Source organism: Streptomyces sp. NPDC098789 (assembly GCF_044759975.1).
Lineage (GTDB): Bacteria > Actinomycetota > Actinomycetes > Streptomycetales > Streptomycetaceae > Streptomyces.
Genome location: NZ_JBIWAJ010000026.1, coordinates 82,950 through 108,472, shown reverse-complemented (window position 1 = coordinate 108,472; position 25,523 = coordinate 82,950). Strand labels below are relative to the sequence as shown.

Sequence of the window (25,523 nt, the reverse complement as noted above, 5' to 3'; positions counted from 1 at the left end):
GACACCAACTGACCTACATGCCGTCTAGGTTTCTCCTCATGAGCACGGAGACATCCAAGACATCGCCCGAGAACGAGACCGGGCCCGAACCAGCAGAACGGAAGTCAGCCGAAGGGTGGGACGCCGCCCCGCTGGACGCCAAGGCCGACCGCCGCCGCTGGCTGGCGCTCGCCATCGTCATGACCGCGGCCTTCATGGACCTGGTCGACGTCACGATCGTCAACATCGCGATACCCAGCATGCGGGGCGACCTGCACGCCTCGACCAGCGCCATCCAGTGGATCACCGCGGGCTACGCGCTCGCCTTCGCCGCCGGCCTGATCACCGGTGGCCGCCTCGGTGACATCTACGGACGCAAGCGCGTCTTCCTCCTCGGCATAGCGGGCTTCACCGCCGCGTCGCTGCTGTGCGGCATCGCCGCCAACCCGGCCATGCTCGTCACGTCCCGCCTGCTCCAGGGCGCGATGGCCGCCATGATGGTCCCGCAGGTGCTGGCCATCATCCACGTCACCTTCCCCCCGCACGAGCGCGGCAAGGTCTTCGGCATGTTCGGCGCGATCGTCGGTCTCGGCGCCGTCTCCGGCCCCATGCTCGGCGCGCTGCTCACCGAGTGGAACATCCTCGGTCTCGAATGGCGCCCGATCTTCCTGATCAACCTGCCGGTCGGCATCGCGGGCGTGATCCTCGGCCGCAAGTTCATCAGCGAGTCCAAGGCCCCCCAGGCCCTGCGCCTGGACCTGGTCGGCGTCCTCATCGCCACCGCGGGCATGGTCATGCTGATCTACCCCCTCACCCAGGGCCGCGAGAACGACTGGCCGCTGTGGGGCTTCCTGTGCATGGGCGCGGTCCCGTTCCTGATCGCCGGGTTCATCGCCTACGAGAAGTACAAGATCCGCAAGGACGGTTCGCCGCTCGTCGAGCTGTCCCTGTTCAAGGTCAAGAGCTTCGCGGCGGGCATCGCCGTCCAGCTCACCTTCGGCATCGCGACCGGCATCTTCTTCCTGGTCTGGACGCTCTACATGCAGATGGGCCTCGGCTGGAGCGCCCTGCGCGCGGGCACCACCGGCATCCCCTTCTCGATCGCCGTCTCGGCCGCCGCGGGCCTCTCCGTGCAGAAGCTGGTGCCGCGCTTCGGCCGCAAGGTGCTCCAGGCGGGCGCCCTGACGATGGCCGCCGGTCTGCTCCTCTACATCTGGGAGTCGAAGCACTACGGCATGGAGATCGCCTCCTGGCAGATGGCCGCGCCGCTCGTGGTGATGGGCCTCGGCATGGGCCTGATCGTGGCCCCGCTGACCGACGCGGTCCTCTCGGAGGTGCCGCGCGAGCACGCCGGCTCCGCCTCCGGCCTGATCAACACCACCAACCAGATGGGCAACGCGCTCGGCCTCGGCCTCACCTCGGTCGTCTACTTCGGCGTGATCGAGAACGACGCGGTCTTCGGGCCGCAGTACGTCGAGGCCTTCCGCAGTGCGCTGTGGTGGGTGGTCGCGGTCCTCGTCGTGATCTTCGCGGTGATGTTCGCACTGCCGCGCAAGCAGGCCGAACCCTCCCACGAGGGCGCGGGCGAGGGTGACGGCGAGGTCGCCCTGGAGAAGGTCCCGGTCTCCTAGGCCGTCCGGCCCCACTTCACGGGCATGTCCGCCTTTGTTGGCGGGCATGCCCGTTTTTGTTTGTTTGACCGTCGATTCGGGCGTACGGTACAGGGGAACCCACCGAGTCGGGCATCGAACGGACGTAAACCCACATGTACGCACCGGAGCGCCAGCAGGAGATCCTCCGCCTCGCCCGCGAGGTGGGACGGGTCGACGTGCTCTCCCTCGCCGAGCAGTTCCAGGTCACCGCCGAGACGGTGCGCCGCGACCTCACCGCACTGGACCGGGCCGGGCTCGTCCGCCGCGTCCACGGCGGGGCCATCCCGGCCGGCCGCCTGGACTTCGAGCCCGACCTCACCGAGCGCGAGTCCACCTCCGCCGACGAGAAGGACCGGATCGCGGCCGCCGCCCTCGCCGAGCTCCCCGACGGCGGCAGCGTGATCCTCGACGCCGGCAGCACCGTCGCCCGCCTCGCGGCCGCCATCCCGGTCGACACCGCGCTCACGGTGGTCACCCACGCGCTGCCCGTCGCCGCCCGGCTCGCCGACCACACCGGCATCGATCTGCACCTGGTCGGCGGCCGGGTCCGCCACCGCACGCGCGCCGCCGTCGACGCCTGGGCGCTGCGCGCGTACGCCGAGATCCGCGCCGACGTCCTCTTCCTCGCGACGAACGGCTTCACCGCGGACGGCGGGCTCACCACCCCCGACCTCGCCGAAGCCGCCGTCAAGCGCGCCGCCGTCGCGGCCGCCCGCCGCGTCGTCGTCCTGGCCGACTCCTCGAAGTCCGGGCAGGAACAGTTCGCCCGCTTCGGCTCCTTCGCCGAGGTGGACCTCCTCATCACGGACCGGGGCCTGGCCCTCGAAGACAAGGCGGCGATCGAGGCCGCCGGTACGGAAGTCGTGCTCGTATGATCCTCACCGTCACCCCCAACCCCTCCCTGGACCGGACGTACGAGGTCCCCGCGCTGGACCGGGGCGAAGTGCTCCGGGCCACCGCCGAACGGGTCGACCCCGGGGGCAAGGGGGTCAACGTCTCCCGGGCCGTCGCGGCCGCGGGCGTCCGTACGACGGCGGTCCTCCCGCTGGGCGGCGCCCCCGGCACGCTCATCGCCGAACTCCTCGGCGCCCAGGGCGTGGACGTCACCGTGGTCGCCGTCACGGGCCAGACCCGCTCCAACATCTCCGTCGCCGAACCCGACGGCACCCTGACGAAGATCAACGCGGCCGGTCCCGAACTCAGCGCGGCCGAATCCGCGCTCCTCCTGGAGACCGTCCGCGGCTGCTCCGTCGGCGCCGACTGGATCGCCTGCTGCGGCAGCCTCCCGCGGGGCCTCGCCCCCGAGTGGTACGCCGAGCTGGTCGACCGGGCGCACGCGGCCGGCGCCCGGATCGCCCTCGACACCTCCGGCCCGGCCCTGACGGCCGCGCTGGCCGCCCGCCCGGACGTCATCAAGCCCAATGCCGAGGAGCTCGCGGCGGCCGTGGGCCGGCCGCTGGCCACCCTGGGCGATGTGGTCGAGGCCGCCGAGGAACTGCGCGCCCGGGGCGCCCGAGCGGTACTGGCCTCCCTCGGCGCGGACGGCCAGCTCCTGGTCGAGGCCGACGGCGCGTACTACGGCACGGCGGCCGTCTCGACGGTACGCAGCGACGTGGGCGCCGGCGACGCCTCCCTGGCCGGGTTCCTGATCGCGGGCGGTACGGGGCCCGAGGCCCTCGCCTCGGCCCTGGCCCACGGCGCGGCCGCGGTCCAACTCCCCGGCAGCGCCATGCCGACCCCCGCGGACCTGCGCCCCGACGCGGTCCGCGTCACCCGGGACGTCCCCCTGGACCTTCCGCTGTCCGAACGGAGCGACGAGCGATGAGCGAGACGACCACGATGATCACCGCGGAGCTGGTCGACCTCGACCTCGCCGCCGACTCCAAGGAAGCGGCGGCCCGGTCCCTGGCCCTGCGCATGGCCGCGCTCGGCCGGGTCACGGACCTGGAGGGCTTCCTCGCGGACGTGGCGGCGCGGGAGGCGCAGATGCCGACCGGGCTGGAGGGCGGGATCGGCATCCCGCACTGCCGCAGTGCGCATGTGGCGGCGGCGACGCTGGCCTTCGGGCGGGCACCCGCGGGCGTGGACTTCGGTGCGTCGGACGGGCCCGCGGACCTGATCTTCCTGATCGCGGCGCCCGCGGGGGCCGATGACGCGCATCTGACGATCCTGTCGTCCCTGGCCCGCCGCCTGATGCGGCCCGACTTCGTGGCCGCCCTGCGCGCCGCCACCGCCCCGGCCGAAGCCGCCACCCTCATAGCCGGCCCCGGGGCCGACCCGGCCTCGTCTGCCTCCGGCGGGCCCTCAATCGCCGGGCCGGCTGAATCCGGCGCTGTTTCAGCCTCGCCGTCCTCCTCGGCCGAGCCCGAAGGTGGAGCCCCCGGGGCAGATCCAGCCCCGCCGGCGTTTGAGGCGCGGGTCCGGGCGGAGCCCGGGGCGGCGGCCGCGCCGCCTTCCCCGGCCGAGCCTGCCTCCGGCGGGCCCTCAATCGCCGGGCAGGCTGGAATTGCCGGGCCCGGGGTCGGAGAGGCCGGAAATGCTGGGCCCGGTGCGTCCTCGGCGGGAGCCGGAAGCACCGGCCCCGCCGGGGCCGCGGGTGGGTTCAAGGTCGTCGCCGTCACGTCCTGTCCCACCGGGATCGCGCACACCTACATGGCCGCCGAATCCCTCCAGCGCGCCGCCGCGGCCGCCGGCATCGAGCTCCTGGTCGAAACCCAGGGCTCGGCCGGCTTCACCGCCCTGGCCCCCGCCGACATCGCGGCCGCCGACGCGGTCGTCTTCGCCCACGACGTGCCCGTCCGCGACCGCGCCCGCTTCGCGGGGAAGCCCACCGTCGACGTCGGGGTGAAGGCCGGGATCAACCGCCCCGCCGAACTCCTCGCGGAGGCCCGCGACAAGGCCGCCCGCGGCGACACCGGCGACACCACCGCGCCGACCCCCGTCGAACGGGTGGACGGACAGGGCGGCGAGGGCTACGGCTCGAAGCTCCGCACCTGGCTCATGTCAGGCGTCAGCTACATGGTCCCCTTCGTCGCCGCCGGCGGCCTCCTGATCGCCCTCGCCTTCGCCATCGGCGGCTACGGCATCAACGAAGCGCCCTCCGTCGCCGAGCACTTCGTATGGACCGAGTCCGCCAGCTGGGCGGCCCTCCTCTTCCAGACCGGCGGCCTCGCCTTCGGCTTCCTCGTCCCGGTCCTCGCCGGCTACATCGCCTACGGCATGGCCGACCGCCCGGGCCTGGTCCCCGGCTTCGTCGGCGGCGCCGTGGCGCTCACGATCAACGCCGGCTTCCTCGGCGGCCTGATCGCCGGTCTGATCGCCGGTGGCACGGTCCTCGCCGTCCAGCGGGTGAAGGTACCGGCCGCGATGCGCGGGATCATGCCCGTGGTGGTCCTGCCGCTGATCGGCTCGGCGGTGACCGCCTTCCTGATGTTCCTCGTCATCGGCAAGCCCGTCGCCTCGCTCCAGCAGGCCCTGACCGACTGGCTGTCCGGCCTCTCCGGCGCCAACGCGATCATCCTCGGCGTGGTCCTCGGCATGATGATGTGCTTCGACCTCGGCGGTCCGCTCAACAAGGTCGCCTACGCCTTCGCCATCGGCGGCCTCGCCACCCCCAACGAGGGCAGCCTGAAGGTCATGGCCGCCGTGATGGCCGCGGGCATGGTGCCGCCCCTCGCCATGGCACTGGCCACCACCGTGCGCGGCAAGCTCTTCTCCACGACGGAGCGCGAGAACGGCAAGGCCGCCTGGTTCCTGGGAGCCTCGTTCATCAGCGAGGGGGCCATCCCCTTCGCCGCGGCCGACCCGCTCCGGGTGATCCCGGCCGCCATGGCCGGCGGCGCGGTCACCGGCGCGCTCTCGATGGCCTTCGAATGCACGCTGCGGGCCCCGCACGGCGGCATCTTCGTCATCCCGCTGATCGGCAACCCGCTGCTCTACCTGATCGCGATCGCCGCCGGTACCTGCGTCGCCGCGGGCCTGGTGGTCCTCCTCAAGGGCATGCGCCGCCCGGCCCCGGCGGCCACCGGTGCCGTCACCGAAGCGGAGGTCCCGGTCGCCGCCTGACCCGACGGGTCGCGGCAACCCGGCTCACCTCACCCGCGCGCGGAGCTCCATGGCTCCGCGCGCGGCCGTTTCCGTCTCGTAGACCTCGCACATGTGCCGCCCGTCCGGCGTGGCCGTGTGCTCGACCTCCCACAGGCTCAGCTCGCTCCCGTCCAGCAGGACGAAGGCGTGTTCGTAGAGGCTGAAGCCGGCGCCCCGACCGTCCGCGAGGCACTGGCGGGTACCGAACGCCTGGGTGATCCGGTGCGCGTACGCCGAGGTCAGCCGCCGCGCGACCGCCTCGCCCGGCCGGTCGGCGTTCTCCGCCCGGCGCAGCACCCGGCGGGCGTGGTCGGCCGACTGCTCCACTGCGTACTCCCGGTGCTGGACCGGGGAGGAGGCGGCGAAGAGGGCGCTGAGCACGCCGTGGTCACCGAGCTCGCCCTCGGCTTCCTCCATCAGTGTGAAGTCCCGGGCCGCGGCCGGGTCCTCGCCGAACAGCCGGACCGCCGCCAGCGCGGCCTCCGCCTTGCTGACGAAGACCTCGTGCCGGGTCGCGCGATCGTGCTCCAGGCGGTACACGAGCTCCCACAGCGTCGCGGGCTCGCCGTCGGCGAGCAGGTAGGCGTGCCGATGGGTCTCCCGCCAGCGGCCCGCCGCCGGGCCGTGCTGCGTGCTGTGGAGCGAGGAGCTGTGGGCGAGCGCCGTGCCGAGGCGCTCGACCAGCCGGTCCGGCAGGTCGAAAGAGTTGAGGGCGCGGCCCAGGAGTCGCTCGAGGTGCGCCTCGGTTGTCTCGTACGGATCGCTCAAGGTGGGTCTCCAGGCCGTCGCAGCTTGTTACGTCACGGACGCTCAACGTAGCCCCTGGTTCTGACATCACGTCCGGGGTTCGGTAAAACGTCCGGGAAGTGACGGGGGTTCCCGGCACTCCATCCGGTCAACTTGCGTACGGATAGCCACGGTTCGCCGTGTTCCATGCCGAAGTGCGGGACTATGGGCCGTATGGCAACGAATACAGTGGGCGTCCCCCGCCAGCAGGGGCAGCCCCGCGCTCCACACGAAGGCGAGCCGGAGGAACGGGTCGCGGCCCCTCGCGGACTCGCCTGGCTGCTGGTTCTCACGGGGGCGGCCGGGCTGCTCGCCTCGTGGGTGATCACCCTCGACAAGTTCCTCCTGCTGGAGGACCCGGACTTCAAGCCCGCGTGCAGCCTCAACCCGGTGGTCTCCTGCGGCAGCGTGATGCAGAGCGAGCAGGCGGCTGCTTTCGGCTTCCCCAACCCGATGCTGGGCCTCGCGTGTTACGCCGTCGTGCTCTGCATCGGCATGGCCCTCCTCGCGGGCGCCCGCCACCGTGGCTGGTTCTGGCTCGGGCTCAACGCCGGGACCTTGTTCGGCGTCGGCTTCTGCACCTGGCTGATGGTGCAGTCGCTGTACGAGATCAACGCGCTGTGCCTGTGGTGCGCTCTGGCCTGGGTGGCGACGCTGGTGATGTTCTGGGCCGTCACCGCGCACAACGTCCGCACCGCGGTCCTGCCCGCGCCGGGCCCGGTCAAGAGCTTCTTCGCCGAGTTCGGTTGGGCTCCGCCCGCCCTGCACGTCGGCGTGATCGGGATGCTGATCCTCACCCGCTGGTGGGACTTCTGGACCGGCTGAACGGTCCGCCCGGTCGGCGGGCGGTGGACGAGTGAGGGCCCCGGCAGCTGGAAGCTGCCGGGGCCCTCGTCACTTCGCTCCACGGGCGCGGGGGCCCGGACCGGAATCGAGTGCGGTGATCAGCTGCCCGCGGACAGGTTGCCCGAGAGGACCGGGATGTTGTCCAGGATGTGCGAGAGGGACTCGTCGCCCTTGGCCTGGGTGGAGTTCTCGGTGCACTGCTGGTTCATCGGGTTGGACAGGACGTTGATGTCCTGGACGCCGACGTTGACCAGGGCCACCAGCGACTGGGCGTTGATCTTGGCCGGCAGGCCGATGCAGGGCTTGTTGGCGGAGCCCTGGACCAGGCTGAGCTGCGGGCTCATGTCGCCCGTGGTCTTCTGGTTGCCGTACACCTGGGAGGCGCCGTTGCCGTTCACGGTGTTGATGCCGTTGTCGTTGCCGATGGCCAGGGCCGGGGCGGCCGTGGCGACACCCGCGGTGAGCACGGACGCGCCGATCAGGGTGGCCTGGACGAGCTTGTTCATCATGTTCCTTTTGTCGCACGAGTGCCCGCTAGTGGAGCGCCCTGATCAACTGCCCGGTCGCGGGGTTGGTTCCGCTGCTTCACTCAAACGGCCCGTTCCGGCCCGGGATTTCCCCAGCCCGGGTGAGAGCGCCCCGGACGCCTGCGCGAAGCCCGTACGCAGCCCGCAGTGGTCCATGATCCGGTTGCGGTCTGTAGAACCTATTAGCACGGTGGGTAAGAGAAGCGGACTGACATGGTCCGATTTGGCCCGACCATCCGAAGGAACCGCCATGCACCCCACCAGGGCGTCCCGTGTCCGCATCCTCGTCCCGTCGGCCGTCATCGCGGCCATACTGTTCGGTGCCGCGGCCCCGGCGAGCGCCCTCGACGGTGAGAGGGGTGCCGCGCTCACCGAGCGGGTCGCCACGGCCCAGCAGCAGATCGACGAGCGCGTGGCGGCGGCCGGCCCCATCGACGACCTGCTCGCGAGCCTGACCAAGACCCTCACGGACCTGCTCGCGTCCCTCGGCGGGCTGATCAAGATCCCCGAGATCAAGCTGCCGGAGATTCCGGGCGTCAAGCTGCCCGCCATCGAGCTGCCGAAGGTCCCGGAGATCAAGCTCCCCGACGTCAAGCTGCCCACCCTCCCCAAGCTCCCGGACATCCCGGCGGTGCCCGCCGTCCCCGCCGTCCCCGCGGTCCCGGCGGTCCCGGCGGTTCCCGCGGTGCCGCCGGTGGAGAAGCTGGTGCCCGCGGTACCGGACATTCCAGAGATCCCGGACGTACCCTTCCGCTAGTCCCATACCGGGGCGGATGTCGCGTCGCGGTTACGACTATTGCTCTGAACAGGTCTGATTCTGTTCGGAGCCGTGTCGTCTGGGGAGTTGGGGCGTTTCGTTCGTTGTGAGCCCCGGTTCGGGGCAGGACATCGAACAGAAGGTGCAATTCCCATGAACTCTGCCAAGAAGGCCGCCCTGGTCATGGCCGCCGCTGGTCTCGCCGCGGCCGGTGCCGCCGGTTCCGCCGCCGCCGACTCCTCGGCCGAGGGCGCGGCCGTGGGTTCCCCCGGTGTCCTGTCGGGCAACCTCGCCCAGGTCCCGGTCCACGTTCCGGTCAACGTCTGCGGTAACTCCGTGAACGTCATCGGCCTGCTGAACCCGGCGTTCGGCTCGGTCTGCGTCAACGACTGACGTTAGCCACCGCATGTGACTGTGGGCGCCACCGGCATCGCCGGTGGCGCCCACAGTCGTTGGTGCGCGGGTGGTGCGACGGCGTCAGTTGTGGCCGTTGTTGAGCTTCACGCCGCCCAGCATCGGCGTCACCTTGGTGAGGCCGTTGGCGGCGCCCAGCGCCTCGGTCGGCCCAGCGTTGCGCAGCTGGTTCACCTTCTGCGCGGTGCCCACCACCTTGCCCACCGTGTCGCCCTGCTCGGCCAGCCCGTTGCCCACCGTCTGGGGGAGCGAGGCGGAGACGGGGGCGGCCGCGTTGAGGACCTCGGTCACCCCGCCCGTGAGGCTCATGGGGGGCATCGCGCCGGCCTCGGCCGCGAAGGCGGGGGTCGCGGCGCCGAGGGCGGCGACGGAGCCGGCGATCACAGCGGCGACCTTCGTGTACTTCATTATCGAAATCCTTTTCCAGTGACGACCGTCGCGTCACTTTCGCCCTGGGTAACGATTCCTTGGGGCTGCGGAAACTCTGTCGCCCGAACTGTCCACAAGTTCCTCGAACGCGGGGCAAACGAAATCGGCCGGAGAATCCGATGAGGGATTCTCCGGCCGATGTCTTTTCGAATCTTTTCCGATTACCGCTCGTCCCGGACCGCTCCGGGTCAAGAGACGCGGGACCTCCGGTAAAGGATCGAACCGCCGAGCAGCAGGGCGGCGGCGAGGGCCGCGGCCGCCGCGGGCTGACCCGCTCCCGTCTCGGCCAGCATCGGCGCTCCCATGGGGGCGCGGGCCGGGGTCTGCGGGGCGGGGGCCGGGAGGGTGACCGCAGGACGCTCGGGGACCGGTGCGGGTGCGGGTGCCGGGAGCAGGTGGATCGGGGCGTCACCCGCGGGAGCGGCCGGGGGCTGGTCCGCCGCTGGGGCGGCCGGTGCCGGTGCGGCCGGTGCGGGCGGGCGTACGGCCTCGGGCACGGGCAGCGGCGCGGGAACCGGTGCGGGCGCCGGTGCGGCGGCGGGGGCCGGGGCCGGAGCGGGTACGGCCGCGGGCGCGGGGGCCGGAGCCGCCTGGGGGGCGGGGGCCGGCTGCGCGGCCGGGGCGGGCGCCGCCGGGTGCTCGCCGAACTGGCTGCCGTGCTGCTGCGGCCGGGGCTCGGGGGCCTCGTGGACGGCGGGCGCGGGCCGCGGGGCCGGCTGGGGTGCCGGGGCCGCGTGGTGGACCGGGGCGGGCTTCGGCCGGGGCGCCGGGGCCGCGTGGTGGACCGGCGCGGGCTTCGGCTTCGGAGCGGGCGCCGCGTGGTGGGCGGGGGCCGGCTTCGGCTTGGCGTGCGCGGGACGGGGCGCGGGGGGTGCGTGGTGGGCCGCCGGGGGCGGGGTGGCCCCGGGGTGCTCGTCGCAGTCCTCGTCGGGTCCGTCGCCGTGGCCGCCCTGGTGGGCGCCCTCGTGTCGGTCCTGCCCGTGCTCCTGGCCGCGCTGGTCCGGCATCCGGTGCCGGCCGCTGCCCGCGCGCTCGTCGTGCCGCTCGGGCTCGCGCCCGGTGTCGTGCTCGCGCTCGTCGAGGTAGCGCTCGAACGCCGCCGCGTGCTCCGGGCTCAGGTAGCGCTCGTACTCGGCGCGGTCGCCGTGGTCGGAGTGGCCGCCGCCGTCGGTGGTCACGCAGGTGCCGCCCATGGCCGGGTTCAGCCCGGCTCCGGCGTCCACGCTGTTGCCGCAGACGTTCGGCGAGAACGTGATCGGTACCGAGACGCTGTTCCCGGCGAGCACGCCCGGCGAGTGGGCGGCCTCGGCGCTCGCTCCGGGGTGTGCGTAGGCCGCACCGGTCGCGATCGACAGCAGGCTCGACGCAGCCGCGGCCGTGAGCACTCCCTTGCCCAGTACCTTTCGGCTCAGTACCTGTCGCATGGGTCCTTCCCTGTCTACCGGCGGGGCCGCCGGTGCTGAATCGGAGGTGGCCTCGGAGTGCACCGCCGTGCACTCCGAGGCCACCCCGAGGAGGTCTGCCCTTGCGGGCTCAAGCGCTTCGTCAGGCGTTGACGCAGGTGGAGCCGAAGGCCGGGTTGAGCAGCGCGATCACGTTGACGGTGTTGCCGCAGACGTTGACCGGGACGTGGACCGGCACCTGGAGCACGTTGCCGGACAGGACGCCGGGGGAACCGACGGCCTTGCCATCGGCGTTCGCGTCGGCCATGGCGGGGGCGGCGGCACCAACGGCCATCAGAACGCCGGCGGCCAGCACGATTGCCTTCTTGTACGTCATGAGAATTTCAATCCTTTCCCGCAGAGGCGTATCCACTGCATGAGTAACAACGAGTGGTCCCGGGAAAAGAAACCGCGAGATCCGGGAAAGTCGGCGCGGGCCGCGGGGTCGGATCGAATTCGCCCCGATGCCGGTGGTGTTCCGCATCGGCGGGAATGCGCGGGATATGTCGTGGCATTCCCGCGGGCCGGATACACGGCAGGGCCGCCGCGACCCGAAGGTGCGGCGGCCCCGACTGCGCGTCCTGCGATCAGCTGCCGCTGGAGGCGTTGCCCGAGAGGACCGGGATGTTGTCCAGGATGTGCGAGAGCGGCTCGTCGCCCTTGGCCTGGGTGGAGTTCTCGGTGCACTGCTGGTTCATCGGGTTGGACAGGACCGGGATGTCCTGGACGCCGACGTTCACCAGGGCCAGCACCGACTGCACGTTGGCCTTGGCCGGCAGGGCGATGCAGGGCTTGTTGAGCGAGCCCTGGACCAGGGCCATCTGCGGGCTCATGTTGCCGTAGGTGGCCTGGTTGCCGTAGATCTGCGCCGAGTTGTTGCCGTTGGTGGTGTTGACGCCGTTGTCGTTCCCGATAGCCATCGCCTGCGGGGCCATGGCCGCACCCATGCCCACCACGGAGGCGGCAACAGCCGCAGTGGCCATCATCTTCTTGATCACAATCGTCCCTTTTCTGCAAGATTGCCCGGTACAGGAGCACCTGGAACAACGGCCCCGCCCCGGTTTGGGTTGCGTGGCTTCACTCGGATGCCGACGTTTCGGGCGGCACGGTTGACGGTCAGGCGTTCACACAGGTGGTGCCGAAAGCCGGGTTGAGCAGCGCGATCACGTTGACGGTGTTGCCGCAGGCGTTGATCGGAACGTCGACCGGGACCTGGAGCAGGTTGCCGCTGAGCACGCCCGGGGAGCCCTCGGTCACGCCGTGGGCGGAGGCACCGTCGCCACCGTGGGCGGAGGCGAGACCCGCGCCGCCCATCAGCATCGCAGCGCCCGCGACCGCCAGCGTGGTGCCGCGCATCAGCCTCTTCTTCATCTCCGTTATCCCTTTCGGTTCGAACAATGGTGCACCCCCATAACGACGTGCCATCCGCGAGGGTGCGTGGTATCGCCCAAAAGGCCGTACGCGCGAGTCCGGCGTGATTTCCAGCTTGATTTCTGACAAAGTTCAGTCCTGTTTTGTCCCCTTGATCGAAAATGGAGACAGGGTCATGGGTTCCTCCCGCAGAATCCTCGGTTCGCTCGCCCTGCTGTCCTGCCTCGCACTTTCGGTGAACGTTTCTGCGGCAGGCGCCGCGGGCTCGCCCCCGAAGGCTTCGGCGCAACGGGAAAAGGCCCGTATCCCCTTCACCCAGCGTTATCAGGCCGAGCTGCACGGCGGCCTCGCACGGGCCTCCAACGCCGGCATCAGCTGCCGCCCGGAGGAGTCCGCGCAGGTCGAGTCGTGCGAGGACGTCAAGCGCGGCGCCGCCGGGGTGAACAGCGACTTCGAGATGTTCTACACCGAGGTCGACAAGGACCCCGACACCTACAACTCCACCCGCGCCGAGCTGAAGATCCCCAAGGGGGCGAAGGTCGCGTACGCCCGCCTGTACTGGGGCGGGAACCTGCGCGTCGGGGAGCAGAAGCCGCCGGAGGACAGCGGCCGGGTGCTCGTCGCCGAACCGGGCGGCGCGTACAAGGAAGTGCTGGCGGACACCGTGATCGGGCACCGTTCCGACGCGGGCAGCGACGCCTACCAGGCGTCCGCCGACGTCACCCCCATGATCCGCAAGGGGGGCGCCGGGATGTGGACGGTGGCCCAGCTGAACATCGCCATGGGGAACTCCCCGGTGGGCGCGTGGGGCGGCTGGACGCTGGTCGCGGCCTACGAGCAGCCGCAGGAGCCGCTGCGCCGGGTCGCGGTGTGGGACGGCTTCGAGGAGCTGCGGGCCGGGGCCGGTGCGCAGGCCGCGGAGACGGTGGAGGTGGCCGGTCTGGACGCGCCCGTCGGGGCGTCGGGCCGGGTCGGGGTGGTGGGCTACGACGGGGACCGCGGGGTCCTCGGTGACTCGCTCACAGTGACCGCGGACAGCGGTCGGCGGTTGAACCTGAGTGACGGAGAAAACCCGTTCAATGACGTGATGAATTCAACCATCACCGATTTCGGGCATTCCGCGTCAGTACGACAGCCGGAAAATATGAATAATCTCGGATATGACGCGGACGTGTTCGACCTGAGTCCCGCCCTGTCCGGTGGTGCCCGCAATCTGACCTTCAGGTTCACGGGCGAAAGCCAGGGTCATTTCCTCGGCGTGCTCTTCGTTCAGACAGACGCGCGCCGCTGATCGCAGGAGACCGCTCCACGTGCCGTCAGAACAAGTGCCGGAGCATGTGTCAGAACATGTGACCGTCTTCCATCTCGTCCAACCCGTGGAGGGCGGTGTCGCGCGGGTCGTCATCGATCTCGTCCGCGCCCAGACCGCCGCGGGCCTGCGCGTCGTCGTCGGCTGCCCCGACGGCGGACAGCTCGCCGACGGCGCCCGGGAAGCCGGGGCCGAGGTGCTCGCCTGGCGGGCCGGTCGGTCCCCCGGCCCCGGGCTCGCCGCCGAGGTCGCCGGCGCGGCCCGGCTGATCCGCCGGACCCGCCCCGACCTGCTGCACGCGCACAGCGCCAAGGCGGGACTGGCCGGGCGGCTCGCCGTGCGCGGCGCGCTGCCCACCGTCTTCCAGCCGCACGCCTGGTCCTTCGACGCGGCCGGCGGAGCCACCGGAGCGCTCGCCCTGCGCTGGGAGCGCCTCGGCGCCCGGTGGGCCGACCGGGTGCTCTGCGTCAGCGAGGCCGAACGGCGCGCGGGCGAGTCGGCGGGCATCACCGCGCGCTGGTCCGTGATCCGCAACGGCGTGGACCTCGACCACTTCCGCCCCGGCGGCCGGGGCGGCGCCGACCGCGCCTCCCAGGACCGGGACAAGAAGGAGGCCCGCGCGGGGCTCCCGCTGCCCGCCGGTTTCGCGGACGAAGGGCCGCTCGCCGTCTGCGTCGGCAGGATCTGCCAGCAGAAGGGCCAGGACGTGCTGTTGCGCGCCTGGCCGGAGCTGCTCGGCACGGTCGCCGGGGCGCGCCTGGTCCTGGTCGGCGACGGCCCCGACACCGAACGCCTGCGCCGGACCGCACCCCCCGGTGTGCACTTCGCCGGAGCCGCCGCGGACATCCGACCGTGGCTTCGGGCCGCCGATCTCGTTGTACTTCCGTCGCGGTGGGAAGGGATGGCGCTCGCCCCGCTCGAAGCCATGGCCTGTGGTCGCCCGGTCCTGGTCTCCGACGTGAGCGGTGCCCGGGAGAGCCTGCCGCCAGGCCAGGGCGGCTCGTGCCTGGTGCCGCCGGAGGACCCGACGGCGCTGGCGAAGGCGCTCGCTCGGTTGCTGGCAGAACCGCGGCTGCTCGCCGAGTTGGGCGAGCGGGCGCAACAGCACGCGCGGACCGAGTTCGACGTGCGGCGGACCACGGACGCGGTCACCGGCCTGTACCACGAACTGCTGGGCAGGCCCCGGCCCTTGAACCAGGAGCGCATCAGCCGATGACGATGGACAGCGCACACGCCCGGCCCACCGGGCAGAGCGGTACGGGGCCCGCGGGCACCACCGCGGTCCGGCGCTCCACGGCCGCCATCCACCCGCCCCGCGGCCCCAAGGCCGAACAGGCCCGGCCCGTCCTGCGGCCGCAGCGGGTCCGCCGCCGCGACGGGATCGGCCCGCTGCTGACCGTCGACGCGCTCGCCGCCGTGCTCACCACGACGACCCTGCCCGGGCTGGGCCTGCCCGGTCAGGCGGCCGCCCCGATCGCCCTCCTCACGGCCGCGCTGCACGCCCAGGCCGGGCTCTACCGGCCCCGGCTGGCCCCCTCGGCCCTGCTCGAACTGCCCACGCTGGCGGGCCGGGCGGTGGTGCTGTGGTGCGGGGTCGCGGCCGTCGTGGCCGCCGTCGCGCCGCACCAGGCCCTCGGCTGGAGCCTCCTGCTCGCCTGTGTCTGCCTGCACTTCCTCCTCGCCTGCGCGGGGCGCGGGCTGGTCAACCAGATCCGCCGGCGCACGGCCGTGCGCGCCCCCCGCTCGGCCCTGGTCGTCGGACCCGGCGCCGGCGCGGGCGCCGTGGCCGCCGCCCTGCAGGGACGCCCCGAGTACGGGCTGCGCCCGGTGGGGCTCGCCGACACCGCCGGCGGCGCCGACGACCTCACCGGAGCCGGCCTTCCCCTGCTGGCCACCCACGAGGACATCCGGCGCGCGGTCATCCAGAACTCCGTGCGCCACGCGGTCTTCACCCGCCCGCCGGAGGCCGACGAGCGCACCGCCTCGCTGGTGCGGCTCTTCCACGACCACGGCTGCCGCCTGTGGCTCGCCGACCCGGCCGGCACCGCCAAGGTCACCGGCATGCGGCTGGCGCAGCCCGCGGACCACCTGTGGGGGTACGCCGTACAGCCGATGCTGCCCCGTCCGGCCCGCACCCTGGAGCGCTGCGGCAAGCGGATCATCGACTCCACCCTCGCCGCCCTCGCGCTCTGCGCCGCGGCGCCCGTCATGGGCGCGTGCGCGCTGGCCGTACGGCTCAGCGACGGACCGGGGGTGATCTTCCGTCAGGAGCGCGTGGGCCTGTACGGGCGCCCCTTCACCCTGCTGAAGTTCCGCACCCTGCGACCGGCGGACGAACACGAGTCCGCCACCCGCTGGACCGTCGCCAACGACAACCGGATGGGGCCCGTCGGCTCCTTCCTGCGCAAGTCCTCGCTCGACGAGCTGCCCCAGCTGTGGAACGTGCTGCTCGGTGACATGAGCCTGGTCGGGCCCCGCCCGGAACGGCCCTTCTTCGTCGCCAAGTTCGCCAGCGTCCACCCCGGCTACGAGGCCCGCCACCGGATGCCCGTCGGCATCACCGGCCTGGCCCAGATCAACGGCCTGCGCGGGGACACCTCCATCGAGGACCGGGCCCGCTTCGACAACCACTACATCGACACCTGGTCGCTCTGGCAGGACCTGTGGATCCTGGCCCGCACCGCGGCCTCCTTCTTCCGCTTCCGGCTGGGAGGCAGCTGAGCATGAGCACCGCCCACGCCTCACCCCCGATCCGCTTCGACCTCCCCGGCGCCCTGCGCCGGCACTGGCCCCTGCTGCCGCTCGCCGCGACCGTCCTGCTGCTGTGCGCCCCGCTGCCCGCGGGGGACGCGACCGCCTCCGGCAAGGTCACCCCGGCCGACGCGGCCTCCCTGCTGCTGGTGTTCTGCTGCGCGGTGCAGGCCTTGCGCGGGCAGACGCGCCGGCTGAGCGCGCTCGGCGCCTTCCTGCTCGGGCTGCCCGCCGCCGGGCTGGCCGTCGCCACCGTGACCGCCGCCGATCCCTACGCGGCGCTGCCCGGCTTCGTGCGCTACCTCCAGGTGTTCGTGCTGGTCCCGGCCGCCGTGGTGCTGCTGCTGCGCGACGCGCGGGAGTTCCGGCTCGCCGGGGGCTGCTTCGTGGCGCTGGCGCTGGTCCAGGGCGCGGTGGGCGTCGTCCAGTTCGCCACCCACACCGGGGCCTCCTACCAGGGCGCGGACATCCGGGCGGTGGGCACCTTCGGCCCCGGCGACGTCATGGGCATGGCCACCGTGGTGGCCTACGGGCTGATCATCGCCACCGCCGCCGCGCTGACCCCCACGCTGCCGCACCGGGTCCGGCGCGCGGCCACCGTCTCGGCGCTGGCCCTGCTCGTCCCGCTCGGGCTGTCCTTCAGTCGCGGCGCGTGGATCGCGACCTTCGGCGCCGCGCTCGTCGTGATGCTGATGGCCGGGTTGCAGCGGGCGCTGAAGGTGCTCGTGGCGCTCGGCGCGGCCGCGGTGGTGCTGGTCGGCGGCCTCGGCTTCGGCTCCGAGATGATCACCGAGCGGCTCAGCTCCATCACCCAGGTCTCCAGCGCCCCCGACCAGTCGGTGACCGACCGCTACACGATGTGGGCCGCCGCCGAATCCATGTGGCGCGAGCGCCCGGCCGCCGGGGTCGGCCTCAAGGGCTTCCCCGCCAACCGCGACAGCCACTCCTCGCTGGGGCTGTCCTCGGGGAGCGACACGGCCGGGGCCGGTCAGGCCTTCATCCGCCAGCCGCTGCTCTCCCCGCACAACATGTACCTGCTGGTCCTCAGCGAGCAGGGGCTGATCGGGCTGACCGCGCTCGCGGGCGGCTGGGCGGCGCTGCTGGTCGCCGGGGTACGGCGGGTGCTCGCCCCGGATCCGGCCGCTCGCCGGATCCGGGACTGCGGGCTGGTCGCGGTCGGACTCTTCGTCTGGCAGCTGACCGACTTCCTGTACGCCGACATCGGCGGCCCCTCCACCGTCCTCACCGGAGTGATCATCGGCCTGGCCGCGTGGTGGGCGCTCCCGTCCCCGACCGCTGACGGCGCCGTGGACCGCGCGGCCGCCGCGTGACCGATACGACGCCCGAAACGGGCGCCCGGAGGCCCGCTCCCGCCCCTGTGGCCGGGGCGGGCCCCGCCCACGTTCCCGCCGGAACCCGCGCCCCGGGGAAGGACCAGGCGCCGGCGGGTCTCCCGCCCGGGGCCCCCGCCCCGGCGCCCCGCCCCGCCGCGGTCCGCGCCCCGGACCCCGGCCCCGCCCCGGGCCGCGGGCACATCCTCGGCACCGGCCCCAACACGGGCCTGCGGCCGCCGCAGCCCGGCCACGCCCCCGCCGCTCTCGCCCCCGCCGGTCTCGTCCGCGCGGGCGGCCCGACCCGGCCCGCGGCGCGCCGTACGGCCGTGCGGGAGGCCGAGCCGCCGGCTGACGGCCCCGCCGCACCGGGCGCGCGCCGCGCGGCGGGCCAGGCCGCCGGGCCCGCCGGGCCCAGCGGACCCGCCGCACGCCCGGGCGGCCCGGACGACGGCGACCCCGGCGCGGGGGCCCCGCTCGGGCGCTTCCTCGCCAAGGCCGCGGCCGTCACCGCCGGACTCACCGCCGCCGGGGCCGTCTTCGGGCTGTTCCGGGACCAGACCATCGCGCACCTCTTCGGCGCCGGGCACGACAGCGACGCCTTCCTGATCGCCTGGACCGTCCCGGAGATGGCCTCGACCCTGTTGATCGAGGACGCCATGGCGCTGCTGATGGTGCCCGCCTTCAGCCACGCCCTGGCCCGGCGGGCGGCCAGCCGGGCCGGGCTGACCCGCAAGCAGGCCCGCGCCCAGGACCCCGTACGGCTGCTGGTCGGGGCGACCCTGCCGCGGCTCGCCGTCCTGCTGGCCGCCGTGGCCTGCGTGCTCGTCGTCGCCGCGCCGCTCGTCGTCGCCGTGCTCGCCCCCGGCCTGCCCGACCCCGAACTCGCCATCCAGTGCACCCGGCTGACCGCGCTCACCGTCCTCTCCTTCGGCATCGCGGGCTACTTCAGCGCCGCGCTGCGCGCCCACCGCTCCTTCGTGCCACCGGCCGCGATCTACGTCGCCTACAACGTCGGGATCATCGGCGGGATGCTGGCCCTGCACGCGGTGTGGGGGGTGCGGGCGGCCGCCGCGGGCGTCGCCGTCGGCGGCCTCCTCATGGTCCTCGTCCAACTGCCCGCCTTCATCCGCCACGTCGGCTTCGGACCGCCCCGCGCCAAGGGCGCCAGCCGCCGCCAACAGGGCCGCGACCGACCCACCCTGATCGCCTTCGGCGTGATCGCCCCGGTCATCTTCTTCGCCGTGTTCCGCCAGTCCCAGGTCCTCGTCGAGCGGTTCCTGGCCGCCTCCCTGCCGCCCGGCGCGATCTCGCACCTGAACTACGCGCAGAAGGTCGCGCAGATGCCGATGGTGCTCTCGCTGATGATCTGCACGGTCACCTTCCCCGTGGTCGCCCAGGCCATGGCCGGCGGCGAGCGCGAAAAGGCCCGCCGCCGCGTCGAGCAGGACCTCGCGCTCGCCTCCCTCGCCGTCCTGATGGGCACCGCGATGGTCATCGGCTACGCGCCCCAGATCATCCAGGTCCTCTTCGAACGCGGCGCCTTCACCCACCAGGACACCCTCGCCACCGCCTCCGTCATGCGGGTCTACGGCCTCGGGCTCCTCGGCCACTGCCTCGTCGGGGCGCTGAGCCGGCCCTTCTTCTCGACCGCCCGGCCCACCTGGTTCCCGGCGCTCGCGATGGGCGCCGGACTCCTCGTCAACATCGTCGCCGGGGCCTTCGCGGTCGGCTGGTGGGGGACCTACGGGATCGCCGCCGCCAACGCCGCGGGCATCTCCACCACCGCGGCCCTGCTGCTCACCGGCCTCGGCTCGCGGATCGTCGCGATCCAGGTCCGCCGGGTCGCCACCAGCATCGGCCGGCTCGCCGCCGCGGCCGCCGCGGCCTGCGCCACCGGCTGGATCGCCGGTCCCCTCATCCCCGACCCCCTGCTCAGCGCCGCGCTCGGCGCGCTGCTGGTCCCGGCCATGTTCGGAGCCTCCGGCATGGCCATACGGGCGCTCGAAATCACCGCCCTGCCCGCCCTGATCACCCAGAGGTTCCGTCATGTCCGCTGACACCGACACGGCGCCCGCCGCCGCGACGGCCCCCGCCCGCAAGCCCGCCCACGGCTCGCCGTGGGTCCTCATGTACCACTCGGTGGCCGAGTTCACCGACCCCGCCGAGGACCCCTACGGCATCACCGTCACCCCCGGCGCCCTGGCGGCCCAGCTCGCCTGGCTGCGCTCGCGCGGCCTGCGCGGGGTCTCGGTCGGCGAACTGCTGCGGGCCCGCGAGCACGGCCGGGCCGCCGGACTGGTCGGCCTGAGCTTCGACGACGGCTACACCGACTTCCTCACGCGGGCCCTGCCGCTGCTCCAGCGGCACGGCTGCACCGCCACCCTGTTCGTGCTGCCCGGACGACTCGGCGTGGACAACGTGTGGGACCCGCTGGGCCCGCGCAAGCCGCTGCTGAGCGCCGAGGGGATCCGCGCGGTCGCCGAGGCGGGCCAGGAGATCGGCTCGCACGGGCTGCTCCACCAGCACCTGACCGACGTACCCGACGACGTCCTCCAGCAGGAGCTGCGCGGTAGCCGCGAACTGCTGCGGGAGCTGACCGGCACGCTGCCCGAAGGATTCTGCTACCCGTACGGATCCCTCGACTCCCGGGTCGTCGAGGCGACCCGGGCGGCCGGCTACCGCTACGCGTGCGCCATCGACCCCGGGGCGCTCGCCGGCCCGCACGCCCTGCCCCGCACCCACGTCAGCCAGGCGGACGGCGCGGGCCGACTGCGGATCAAGCGGCTGCGCCACCAGGTCGCCGAAGTGCGCCGGGCGGTGCGCCGGTGAAGACGCTCAAGGCGCTCCACATCATCACCGGGCTCGGCGTCGGCGGCGCCGAACAGCAACTGCGGCTGCTGCTGCGCCACCTGCCGATGCGGTGCGACGTACTGACCCTCACCAACCCCGGGCCCGTCGCGGAGGGGCTGCGGGCGGACGGGGTCCGCGTGGTCAACCTCGGCATGCGCGGCAACCGCGACCTGGGGGCCCTGCCGCGCCTGGTGAAGTTCATCCGGCGCGGCGAGTACGACCTGGTGCACACCCACCTCTACCGGGCCTGCGTGTACGGCCGGCTCGCCGCCAGGCTCGCCGGCGTCGGTACGACGGTGGCCACCGAACACTCCCTGGGCACCGGGGAGATCGAGGGCCGCCCGCTCTCGGGCGGGGTACGGGCCCTGTACCTGGCGAGCGAGCGGCTCGGCGCGGCGACGGTCGCCGTCTCGGACACGGTGGCGGCGCGGCTGGAGGGCTGGGGGGTCCCCGCGGCCCGCGTGCACGTCGTACCCAATGGGATCGAGGCGCTCCGCTTCCGCTTCGACGAATCCGTGCGCCGCGCCACCCGCGGCCGGACCGGCCTGCCGGAGCGGGCGTTCGTGGTCGGCGGGGTCGGGCGGCTCGTACCGGGCAAGCGCTTCGACGTCCTGGTGCGCGCGGTGGCGGCGCTCCCCGGCGCGCACCTGCTGCTCGCCGGCGACGGGCCCGAACGGCCCGCGCTGCGGCTGCTCGCCGCCGAACTCGGCGCCCAGCACCGGATCCACCTGCTGGGCGAGCGCGACCCGCTCGGCGACAGCGGCGACGGGCGCACCCCCGGGATCCCGGCGCTGCTCGCGGCCATGGACGTCTTCGTCTCGCCCTCGCGGGAGGAGGCCTTCGGGCTGGCGGTGGTCGAGGCGCTGGCCGCCGGGCTGCCGGTGCTGCACGTCACCTGCCCGGCGATCGACGACCTGCCCGCGACACAGGCCCCCGGCGCGCGCCGGATCGGCCCCGGGCAGGAGGAACTGCTCGCGGCCCTGCGCGGCCACATGGAGGCCGGCGCCCGGCGGCTGCCTCCTCCGCCGGTGGTCCGCCGCTACGACATCGCGCGCAGCGCCGAACAGCTCCTGCACGTCTACGCGCAGGCCCTCGGCCCCACCCGGCTGCCGGCCCCCGCCGGGCCGGCCGTACGGGCCGGTGACCCGGTCGACACGAACCACCGGACCCGCACACCGCGGGCACCGGAGACCGAACTCCCCTCCACGAGGAAGTGAGCACGCACATGGCCGAGACCCCCGACCACAAGAAGTCCGACCGCACGCCGGAGAAGGACCCGGCGCCCCGCGGGCGGCGGGGGCACCGCGTGGCAGGACGGCTGCGGCCGCTGCCCGTCTGGTGGCCGCTGCCCGCCTGCGCCGTGCTGGGCCTGGCCGCGGGTGGGGCGTACGGGGTGCTGAAGGCCCCCGAGTACGCCGCCACCAGCTACGTCGTCGCCGTCCCGAACGACACCACCGAACCGGCGACCGCCCTCGGCTTCGCCCAGGCCTACGCCCGCATCGCCACCAGCAGCTCCACCCTCGCCTACGCCCAGCCGCGCGCGGGCCTCGGCGTCGCGCAGCTGCGCACGCAGGTCCGCGCGGAGACCTCCCCCGAGTCCCCGATGATCGCGATCACCGGCACCTCGCGGACCGCCGCCGGCGCCGCCGACATCGCCAACGCGGTCGCCGACGCCCTGTCCCTGAGCAGCAATCAGGCCGCGAAGAACACCGGCGTGCAGCTGCTCCTCTTCAACCAGGCCGTCGCCCCCAGCGACCCCGCCTCGCCGTCGGCCCCGCTCAGCGGAGCCGTCGGGCTCTGCGCGGGCGGGCTGATCGGCGGGCTGTGGCTGCTGGCCAAGCCCGGCCGCAGGCGCCGTACGGACGAGGTCGCGGCGGCCGTCGCCGGACCCGCCGAGTCCGGCTACGTGACCTCGCTGCCCGCCCAGGGCGAGGCCGCCGACGCCACCGCCTCCGCGAAGGAGAAGGAGCCGGTGCGTTGAGCGCGGGCTCCACCGGGGCCCTGTCGGTGACGCTGTGCCGCGACCCCCGGCAGTTCGCCGCGCTGGAGGAGCCGTGGAACCGGCTCGTGCGCAGCTGCCCCACCGCCACCCCGTTCCAGAGCCACGCCTGGCTGCACTCCTGGTGGCTGTCCTACGGCCGGGAGGGGCGGCTGCGCGTCCTCCTGGTCCGGCGCGGGGACGAGCTCGTCGGCGCGGCCGCGCTGATGCTCGTCCACCGGCCGCTGCCGCTGCTCGTGCCGCTCGGCGGGGGCATCACCGACTACTTCGACGTCCTGGCCGACGCCCGGTACGCCGACGAGGTCGTCCCCGCGCTCGCGCGCGGCCTGCACCGGGCCGCCCGCGGCGCGGTGGTCGACCTGCGCGAGGTGCGGCCCGGCGCCGCGGCCGAGCGGCTCTACGCGCACTGGTCCGGCGCCCGTACCCGGCTGGCCGACTCCACCTGCATGGAGCTGCCCGCCATGCCCTTCGACGAGCTGGTCAAGCGGATGCCGAAGGCGGGCGCCCAGCGGGTGCGCGCCAAGCTCCGCAAGACCGACGCGGCGGGCATCGAGGAGCGCGAGGTCACCGAGGAGGAGGTGCCGCGCGCGGTGCGCACCTTGCTGCGGCTGCACGAGAAGCAGTGGCGGGGCCGCGGGGTCACCCCCGAGCACCTGCGGCCCCGCTTCGCCGAACACCTGACCCGGGCCACCCGGCGGATGGTGCGCTGCGGGGAGGGACGGCTGACCGAGTTCCGGCTGGAGGGCAAGGTGGTGGCCGCGAACGTCACGCTGCTGTCGGCGGGGCTGAGCGGGGGCTACCTGTACGGGGCCGACCCCGGGCTGCGGGACAAGAAGGTGGACGTGGCGACCCTGTTGCTGCGCCACGAGGCGGGGCGGGCGCTCGCGGAGGGCCGGCCGGTGGTCAGCTTCCTGCGCGGGTCCGAACCGTACAAGAACCACTGGCGTCCCGAAGTCGTGGTCAACCAGCGGTTCTTGCTGGCCACGACCGCGCTCGCGCCCCTGCTGCGACTGCACGAGTCGCAGCTGACGGGGCGCGAGCGGGCGGTGGAGGCGCTGCGCGAGTCCCTGCCGGCGGCCCGGGACTGGCGGGCGCGGCTGAACGAACTACGCGTCCGGTGAGCCCGGTCCCGTTGCCGTGGCCGCGACCGTGTCCGCGACTAGAACGGCCACCAGTTGCTGTCCTCGCCCAGGTCGATCTTGACGCAGACCGACTGCTTGCCGACCAGCTTGGACAGCCACTCGCCGAAGTTGATCGGGACGCACCACTCCTTCGGGGCGGCCGGCGGCTTGGGGGCCACCGGGGGTGTGACCGGCGCGGGCACGGGAGCGGGCGAGGGCGCCTCGGGCAGCGGCACGGCCGGGGACGGCGACGGGGACGGCGACTGCGGCAGCGGGACCACGACCGGAGCCTCGGGGCTGGGTGCGACCGGGCTGGGTGCGACCGGGCTCGGGGCCTCGGGGCTCGGTGCGATCGGGCTCGGGGCCTCGGGGCTGGGTGCGATCGGGCTCGGGGCCTCGGGGCTGGGTGCGACCGGGCTCGGTGCTTCCGGGCTGGGCGCGATCGGCGAGGGGACCAGGGGCGAAGGCTCCGGGAAGGGGCTGGGCGCCTCGGGCGACGGGACGACGGGCGAGGGAACGACCGGCGACGGGACCACGGGCGACGGGACGACGGGCGGGACCTCGGGCGAGGGCACGGCCGGGCTCGGGACCTGGGGGGTGGGCAGCTGCGGGGTCGGGACGGCCGGCGTGGGCACGACCGGGGTCGGGATGACCGGGGTCGGGATCACGGGCGTCGGGATGACCGGCGTCGGGATCACGGGCGTCGGCAGCGGGTTCGGCTTGGCGGCCAGCGCGTCGCGGAACACCCGCGAGGAGCGCGGGTTCTGCTTGCACTGCCACACGCCGTGCGGGCAGTAGTCCGTGATGGTGTGGTAGATCGGCTTCTGCTGCTCGATCCACTGGAGCATGCGCCGCACGTACTCCGGATTGTCCCCGCGCCGGAAGAGCCCCCACTCCGGGTAGGAGATCCGCTTGCCGTGTGCCTTCGCGAAGTCGACGTGCTGTTGGAGCCCGTACGGCTGGCTCACCTGGTCGTCGAAGGTGGCGCCGGGCCCCTGGTCGTAGGAGTCCATCCCGATGATGTCGACGACGTCGTCACCGGGGTAGCACTTGGTCCAGCCGATGGCGTCCGTGCCGCGGTTCGGCGCGAAGTCGAACCGGAACTCCTGGCCGGGCACCGAGCGCATCGCGGTCACGATGCGCTTCCAGTACGCCTTCCAGCGCTCCGGGTCGGGCCCGCAGCGGTGGGTGTAGGTGGTGCCGTTCATCTCCCAGCCGAGCACGACGACCGTGTCCGGCACACCGAGGGACACCAGCCGCTCGGCGAGCTTCTTGAAGTGCCCGTCGAAGTCGCCGTCCGCGCCCGCGCGGATCAGCCGGGCCACCTGCTGGTCGGGGATCCGGCCCTCGTTGCGCTCCTGCATGGGCACGTTGAGGACGAACATCCGGTCCTTCTCGGCCCGGCGCCAGGTGGCCCAGTCCTCCAGGAAGTCGGTGCCCTCGATGTTGGACCACCGGTCGCCGGGCAGGTAGGTGTGCCCGACCCGGATCTCCTTGCCGCCCAGCCAGTGCGACAGGAACGGGATCCGCGCCACGCCCGACGGGCCGTAGTCGAGATAGGCACCCATCGCGATGTCGGAGCCGGTCCTGCTCTCGTCCTTCTCGGGTGCCGCGAGCGCGGCGCCGGTGGCGAGCAGTCCGGCCGTGACCGTACCGACGCAGGTGCTCACCAATCTGCGGTGTGGTCTGGACATGGCGTCTCCCGAGCTTCCCCGAATCGGTGTGCTTACCAAAGACGTTAGGCATCACATCTGACGAATGGCCTGTCCGGTGGCCGCAGCGTAGGCCATTCGCAGCTGCGCACTCTCTCCGCTTGGTCCGACTAGGTGAAAGACACCGTTTCCATGCACGCGTTCGCCAGCCATGTGCC

24 protein-coding genes are annotated in these 25,523 nt (G+C 73.3%); 16 read left to right on the top strand and 8 right to left on the bottom strand.

The window, feature by feature from the left end:
- Positions 1–38 precede the first annotated feature (38 nt).
- The 4 genes from ACIQWR_RS36625 to ACIQWR_RS36610 all read left to right on the top strand — a co-directional run bounded on the left by ACIQWR_RS36625 (position 39) and on the right by ACIQWR_RS36610 (position 5,696).
- On the top strand, positions 39–1,610 hold the full coding sequence (locus tag ACIQWR_RS36625; RefSeq protein ID WP_404018881.1) for an MFS transporter: 1,572 nt from the start codon (positions 39–41) through the stop codon (positions 1,608–1,610).
- 134 nt (positions 1,611–1,744) lie between these two features.
- Positions 1,745–2,506, top strand: coding sequence for a DeoR/GlpR family DNA-binding transcription regulator (locus ACIQWR_RS36620; protein WP_404018879.1), 762 nt, complete (start codon positions 1,745–1,747; stop codon positions 2,504–2,506).
- The gene (gene pfkB / locus ACIQWR_RS36615) at positions 2,503–3,456 is read left to right on the top strand and encodes a 1-phosphofructokinase (RefSeq protein WP_404018878.1); all 954 of its coding nucleotides are present in this window, start codon (positions 2,503–2,505) and stop codon (positions 3,454–3,456) included. The genes ACIQWR_RS36620 and pfkB overlap by 4 nt, the downstream gene beginning before the upstream one ends.
- Entirely contained in the window at positions 3,453–5,696 is a 2,244-nt protein-coding gene (locus tag ACIQWR_RS36610; protein WP_404018876.1) for a fructose-specific PTS transporter subunit EIIC, read from the top strand. The genes pfkB and ACIQWR_RS36610 overlap by 4 nt, the downstream gene beginning before the upstream one ends.
- Positions 5,697–5,720: 24 nt before the next feature.
- Here the strand turns inward: ACIQWR_RS36610 and ACIQWR_RS36605 are convergent, their stop codons facing one another.
- Positions 5,721–6,485, bottom strand: coding sequence for a DUF6227 family protein (locus ACIQWR_RS36605; protein WP_404018874.1), 765 nt, complete (start codon positions 6,483–6,485; stop codon positions 5,721–5,723).
- A gap of 192 nt (positions 6,486–6,677) precedes the next feature.
- On the opposite strand from ACIQWR_RS36605, the gene ACIQWR_RS36600 reads away from it, so the two are divergent.
- On the top strand, positions 6,678–7,328 hold the full coding sequence (locus ACIQWR_RS36600) for a vitamin K epoxide reductase family protein (protein WP_404018871.1): 651 nt from the start codon (positions 6,678–6,680) through the stop codon (positions 7,326–7,328).
- A gap of 119 nt (positions 7,329–7,447) precedes the next feature.
- Here ACIQWR_RS36600 and ACIQWR_RS36595 read toward each other — a convergent pair whose 3' ends face one another.
- Positions 7,448–7,855: a rodlin gene (locus ACIQWR_RS36595; protein WP_399264408.1), complete on the bottom strand. Its 408-nt coding sequence runs from the start codon at positions 7,853–7,855 to the stop codon at positions 7,448–7,450.
- Positions 7,856–8,126: 271 nt separating this feature from the next.
- On the opposite strand from ACIQWR_RS36595, the gene ACIQWR_RS36590 reads away from it, so the two are divergent.
- Complete coding sequence (locus ACIQWR_RS36590; RefSeq protein ID WP_404018868.1) at positions 8,127–8,633, top strand: hypothetical protein; 507 nt, start codon at positions 8,127–8,129, stop codon at positions 8,631–8,633.
- 153 nt (positions 8,634–8,786) lie between these two features.
- Positions 8,787–9,026: a chaplin gene (locus ACIQWR_RS36585; RefSeq protein ID WP_354380449.1), complete on the top strand. Its 240-nt coding sequence runs from the start codon at positions 8,787–8,789 to the stop codon at positions 9,024–9,026.
- Positions 9,027–9,110: 84 nt separating this feature from the next.
- Here the strand turns inward: ACIQWR_RS36585 and ACIQWR_RS36580 are convergent, their stop codons facing one another.
- From ACIQWR_RS36580 to ACIQWR_RS36560, 5 genes are all read right to left on the bottom strand, one after another.
- The gene (locus ACIQWR_RS36580; RefSeq protein WP_354380450.1) at positions 9,111–9,455 is read right to left on the bottom strand and encodes a hypothetical protein; all 345 of its coding nucleotides are present in this window, start codon (positions 9,453–9,455) and stop codon (positions 9,111–9,113) included.
- A 209-nt stretch (positions 9,456–9,664) separates the two neighbouring features.
- A complete protein-coding gene (locus tag ACIQWR_RS36575; RefSeq protein WP_404018864.1) occupies positions 9,665–10,900 on the bottom strand; it encodes a chaplin in 1,236 nt (411 codons plus the stop codon).
- Between the two features lie 121 nt (positions 10,901–11,021).
- On the bottom strand, positions 11,022–11,255 hold the full coding sequence (locus tag ACIQWR_RS36570; RefSeq protein ID WP_385779356.1) for a chaplin: 234 nt from the start codon (positions 11,253–11,255) through the stop codon (positions 11,022–11,024).
- A gap of 250 nt (positions 11,256–11,505) precedes the next feature.
- Positions 11,506–11,916: a rodlin gene (locus tag ACIQWR_RS36565; protein ID WP_385779358.1), complete on the bottom strand. Its 411-nt coding sequence runs from the start codon at positions 11,914–11,916 to the stop codon at positions 11,506–11,508.
- Between the two features lie 118 nt (positions 11,917–12,034).
- Positions 12,035–12,289: a chaplin gene (locus ACIQWR_RS36560; protein ID WP_404018860.1), complete on the bottom strand. Its 255-nt coding sequence runs from the start codon at positions 12,287–12,289 to the stop codon at positions 12,035–12,037.
- 175 nt (positions 12,290–12,464) lie between these two features.
- Here ACIQWR_RS36560 and ACIQWR_RS36555 point away from each other — a divergent pair, with 175 nt between their 5' ends.
- From ACIQWR_RS36555 to ACIQWR_RS36515, 9 genes are all read left to right on the top strand, one after another.
- On the top strand, positions 12,465–13,580 hold the full coding sequence (locus tag ACIQWR_RS36555; protein WP_404018858.1) for a DUF3344 domain-containing protein: 1,116 nt from the start codon (positions 12,465–12,467) through the stop codon (positions 13,578–13,580).
- A gap of 46 nt (positions 13,581–13,626) precedes the next feature.
- A complete protein-coding gene (locus ACIQWR_RS36550; protein ID WP_404018855.1) occupies positions 13,627–14,814 on the top strand; it encodes a glycosyltransferase family 4 protein in 1,188 nt (395 codons plus the stop codon).
- Positions 14,811–16,319, top strand: a complete 1,509-nt coding sequence (locus tag ACIQWR_RS36545; RefSeq protein WP_404018852.1) for an exopolysaccharide biosynthesis polyprenyl glycosylphosphotransferase — start codon at positions 14,811–14,813, stop codon at positions 16,317–16,319. The genes ACIQWR_RS36550 and ACIQWR_RS36545 overlap by 4 nt, the downstream gene beginning before the upstream one ends.
- A gap of 2 nt (positions 16,320–16,321) precedes the next feature.
- Positions 16,322–17,680 (top strand): O-antigen ligase family protein, encoded by a 1,359-nt coding sequence (locus ACIQWR_RS36540; RefSeq protein ID WP_404018849.1) that lies wholly within the window; start codon positions 16,322–16,324, stop codon positions 17,678–17,680.
- A 329-nt stretch (positions 17,681–18,009) separates the two neighbouring features.
- Entirely contained in the window at positions 18,010–19,740 is a 1,731-nt protein-coding gene (gene murJ / locus ACIQWR_RS36535) for a murein biosynthesis integral membrane protein MurJ (RefSeq protein WP_404018957.1), read from the top strand.
- Positions 19,730–20,512: a polysaccharide deacetylase family protein gene (locus tag ACIQWR_RS36530; protein ID WP_404018846.1), complete on the top strand. Its 783-nt coding sequence runs from the start codon at positions 19,730–19,732 to the stop codon at positions 20,510–20,512. The genes murJ and ACIQWR_RS36530 overlap by 11 nt, the downstream gene beginning before the upstream one ends.
- The gene (locus ACIQWR_RS36525; RefSeq protein ID WP_404018843.1) at positions 20,509–21,750 is read left to right on the top strand and encodes a glycosyltransferase; all 1,242 of its coding nucleotides are present in this window, start codon (positions 20,509–20,511) and stop codon (positions 21,748–21,750) included. The genes ACIQWR_RS36530 and ACIQWR_RS36525 overlap by 4 nt, the downstream gene beginning before the upstream one ends.
- Positions 21,751–21,758: 8 nt before the next feature.
- Positions 21,759–22,514 carry a lipopolysaccharide biosynthesis protein gene (locus tag ACIQWR_RS36520; RefSeq protein ID WP_404018954.1) on the top strand — a complete coding sequence of 252 codons (756 nt, stop codon included), beginning with the start codon at positions 21,759–21,761 and terminating at the stop codon, positions 22,512–22,514.
- Entirely contained in the window at positions 22,511–23,653 is a 1,143-nt protein-coding gene (locus ACIQWR_RS36515) for a GNAT family N-acetyltransferase (RefSeq protein WP_404018841.1), read from the top strand. Before ACIQWR_RS36520 ends, ACIQWR_RS36515 begins: the two co-directional genes overlap by 4 nt.
- A 38-nt stretch (positions 23,654–23,691) precedes the next feature.
- On the opposite strand, the gene ACIQWR_RS36510 is transcribed toward ACIQWR_RS36515, so the two are convergent.
- On the bottom strand, positions 23,692–25,347 hold the full coding sequence (locus ACIQWR_RS36510) for a glycosyl hydrolase (RefSeq protein WP_404018838.1): 1,656 nt from the start codon (positions 25,345–25,347) through the stop codon (positions 23,692–23,694).
- Between the last annotated feature and the right edge of the window lie 176 nt (positions 25,348–25,523).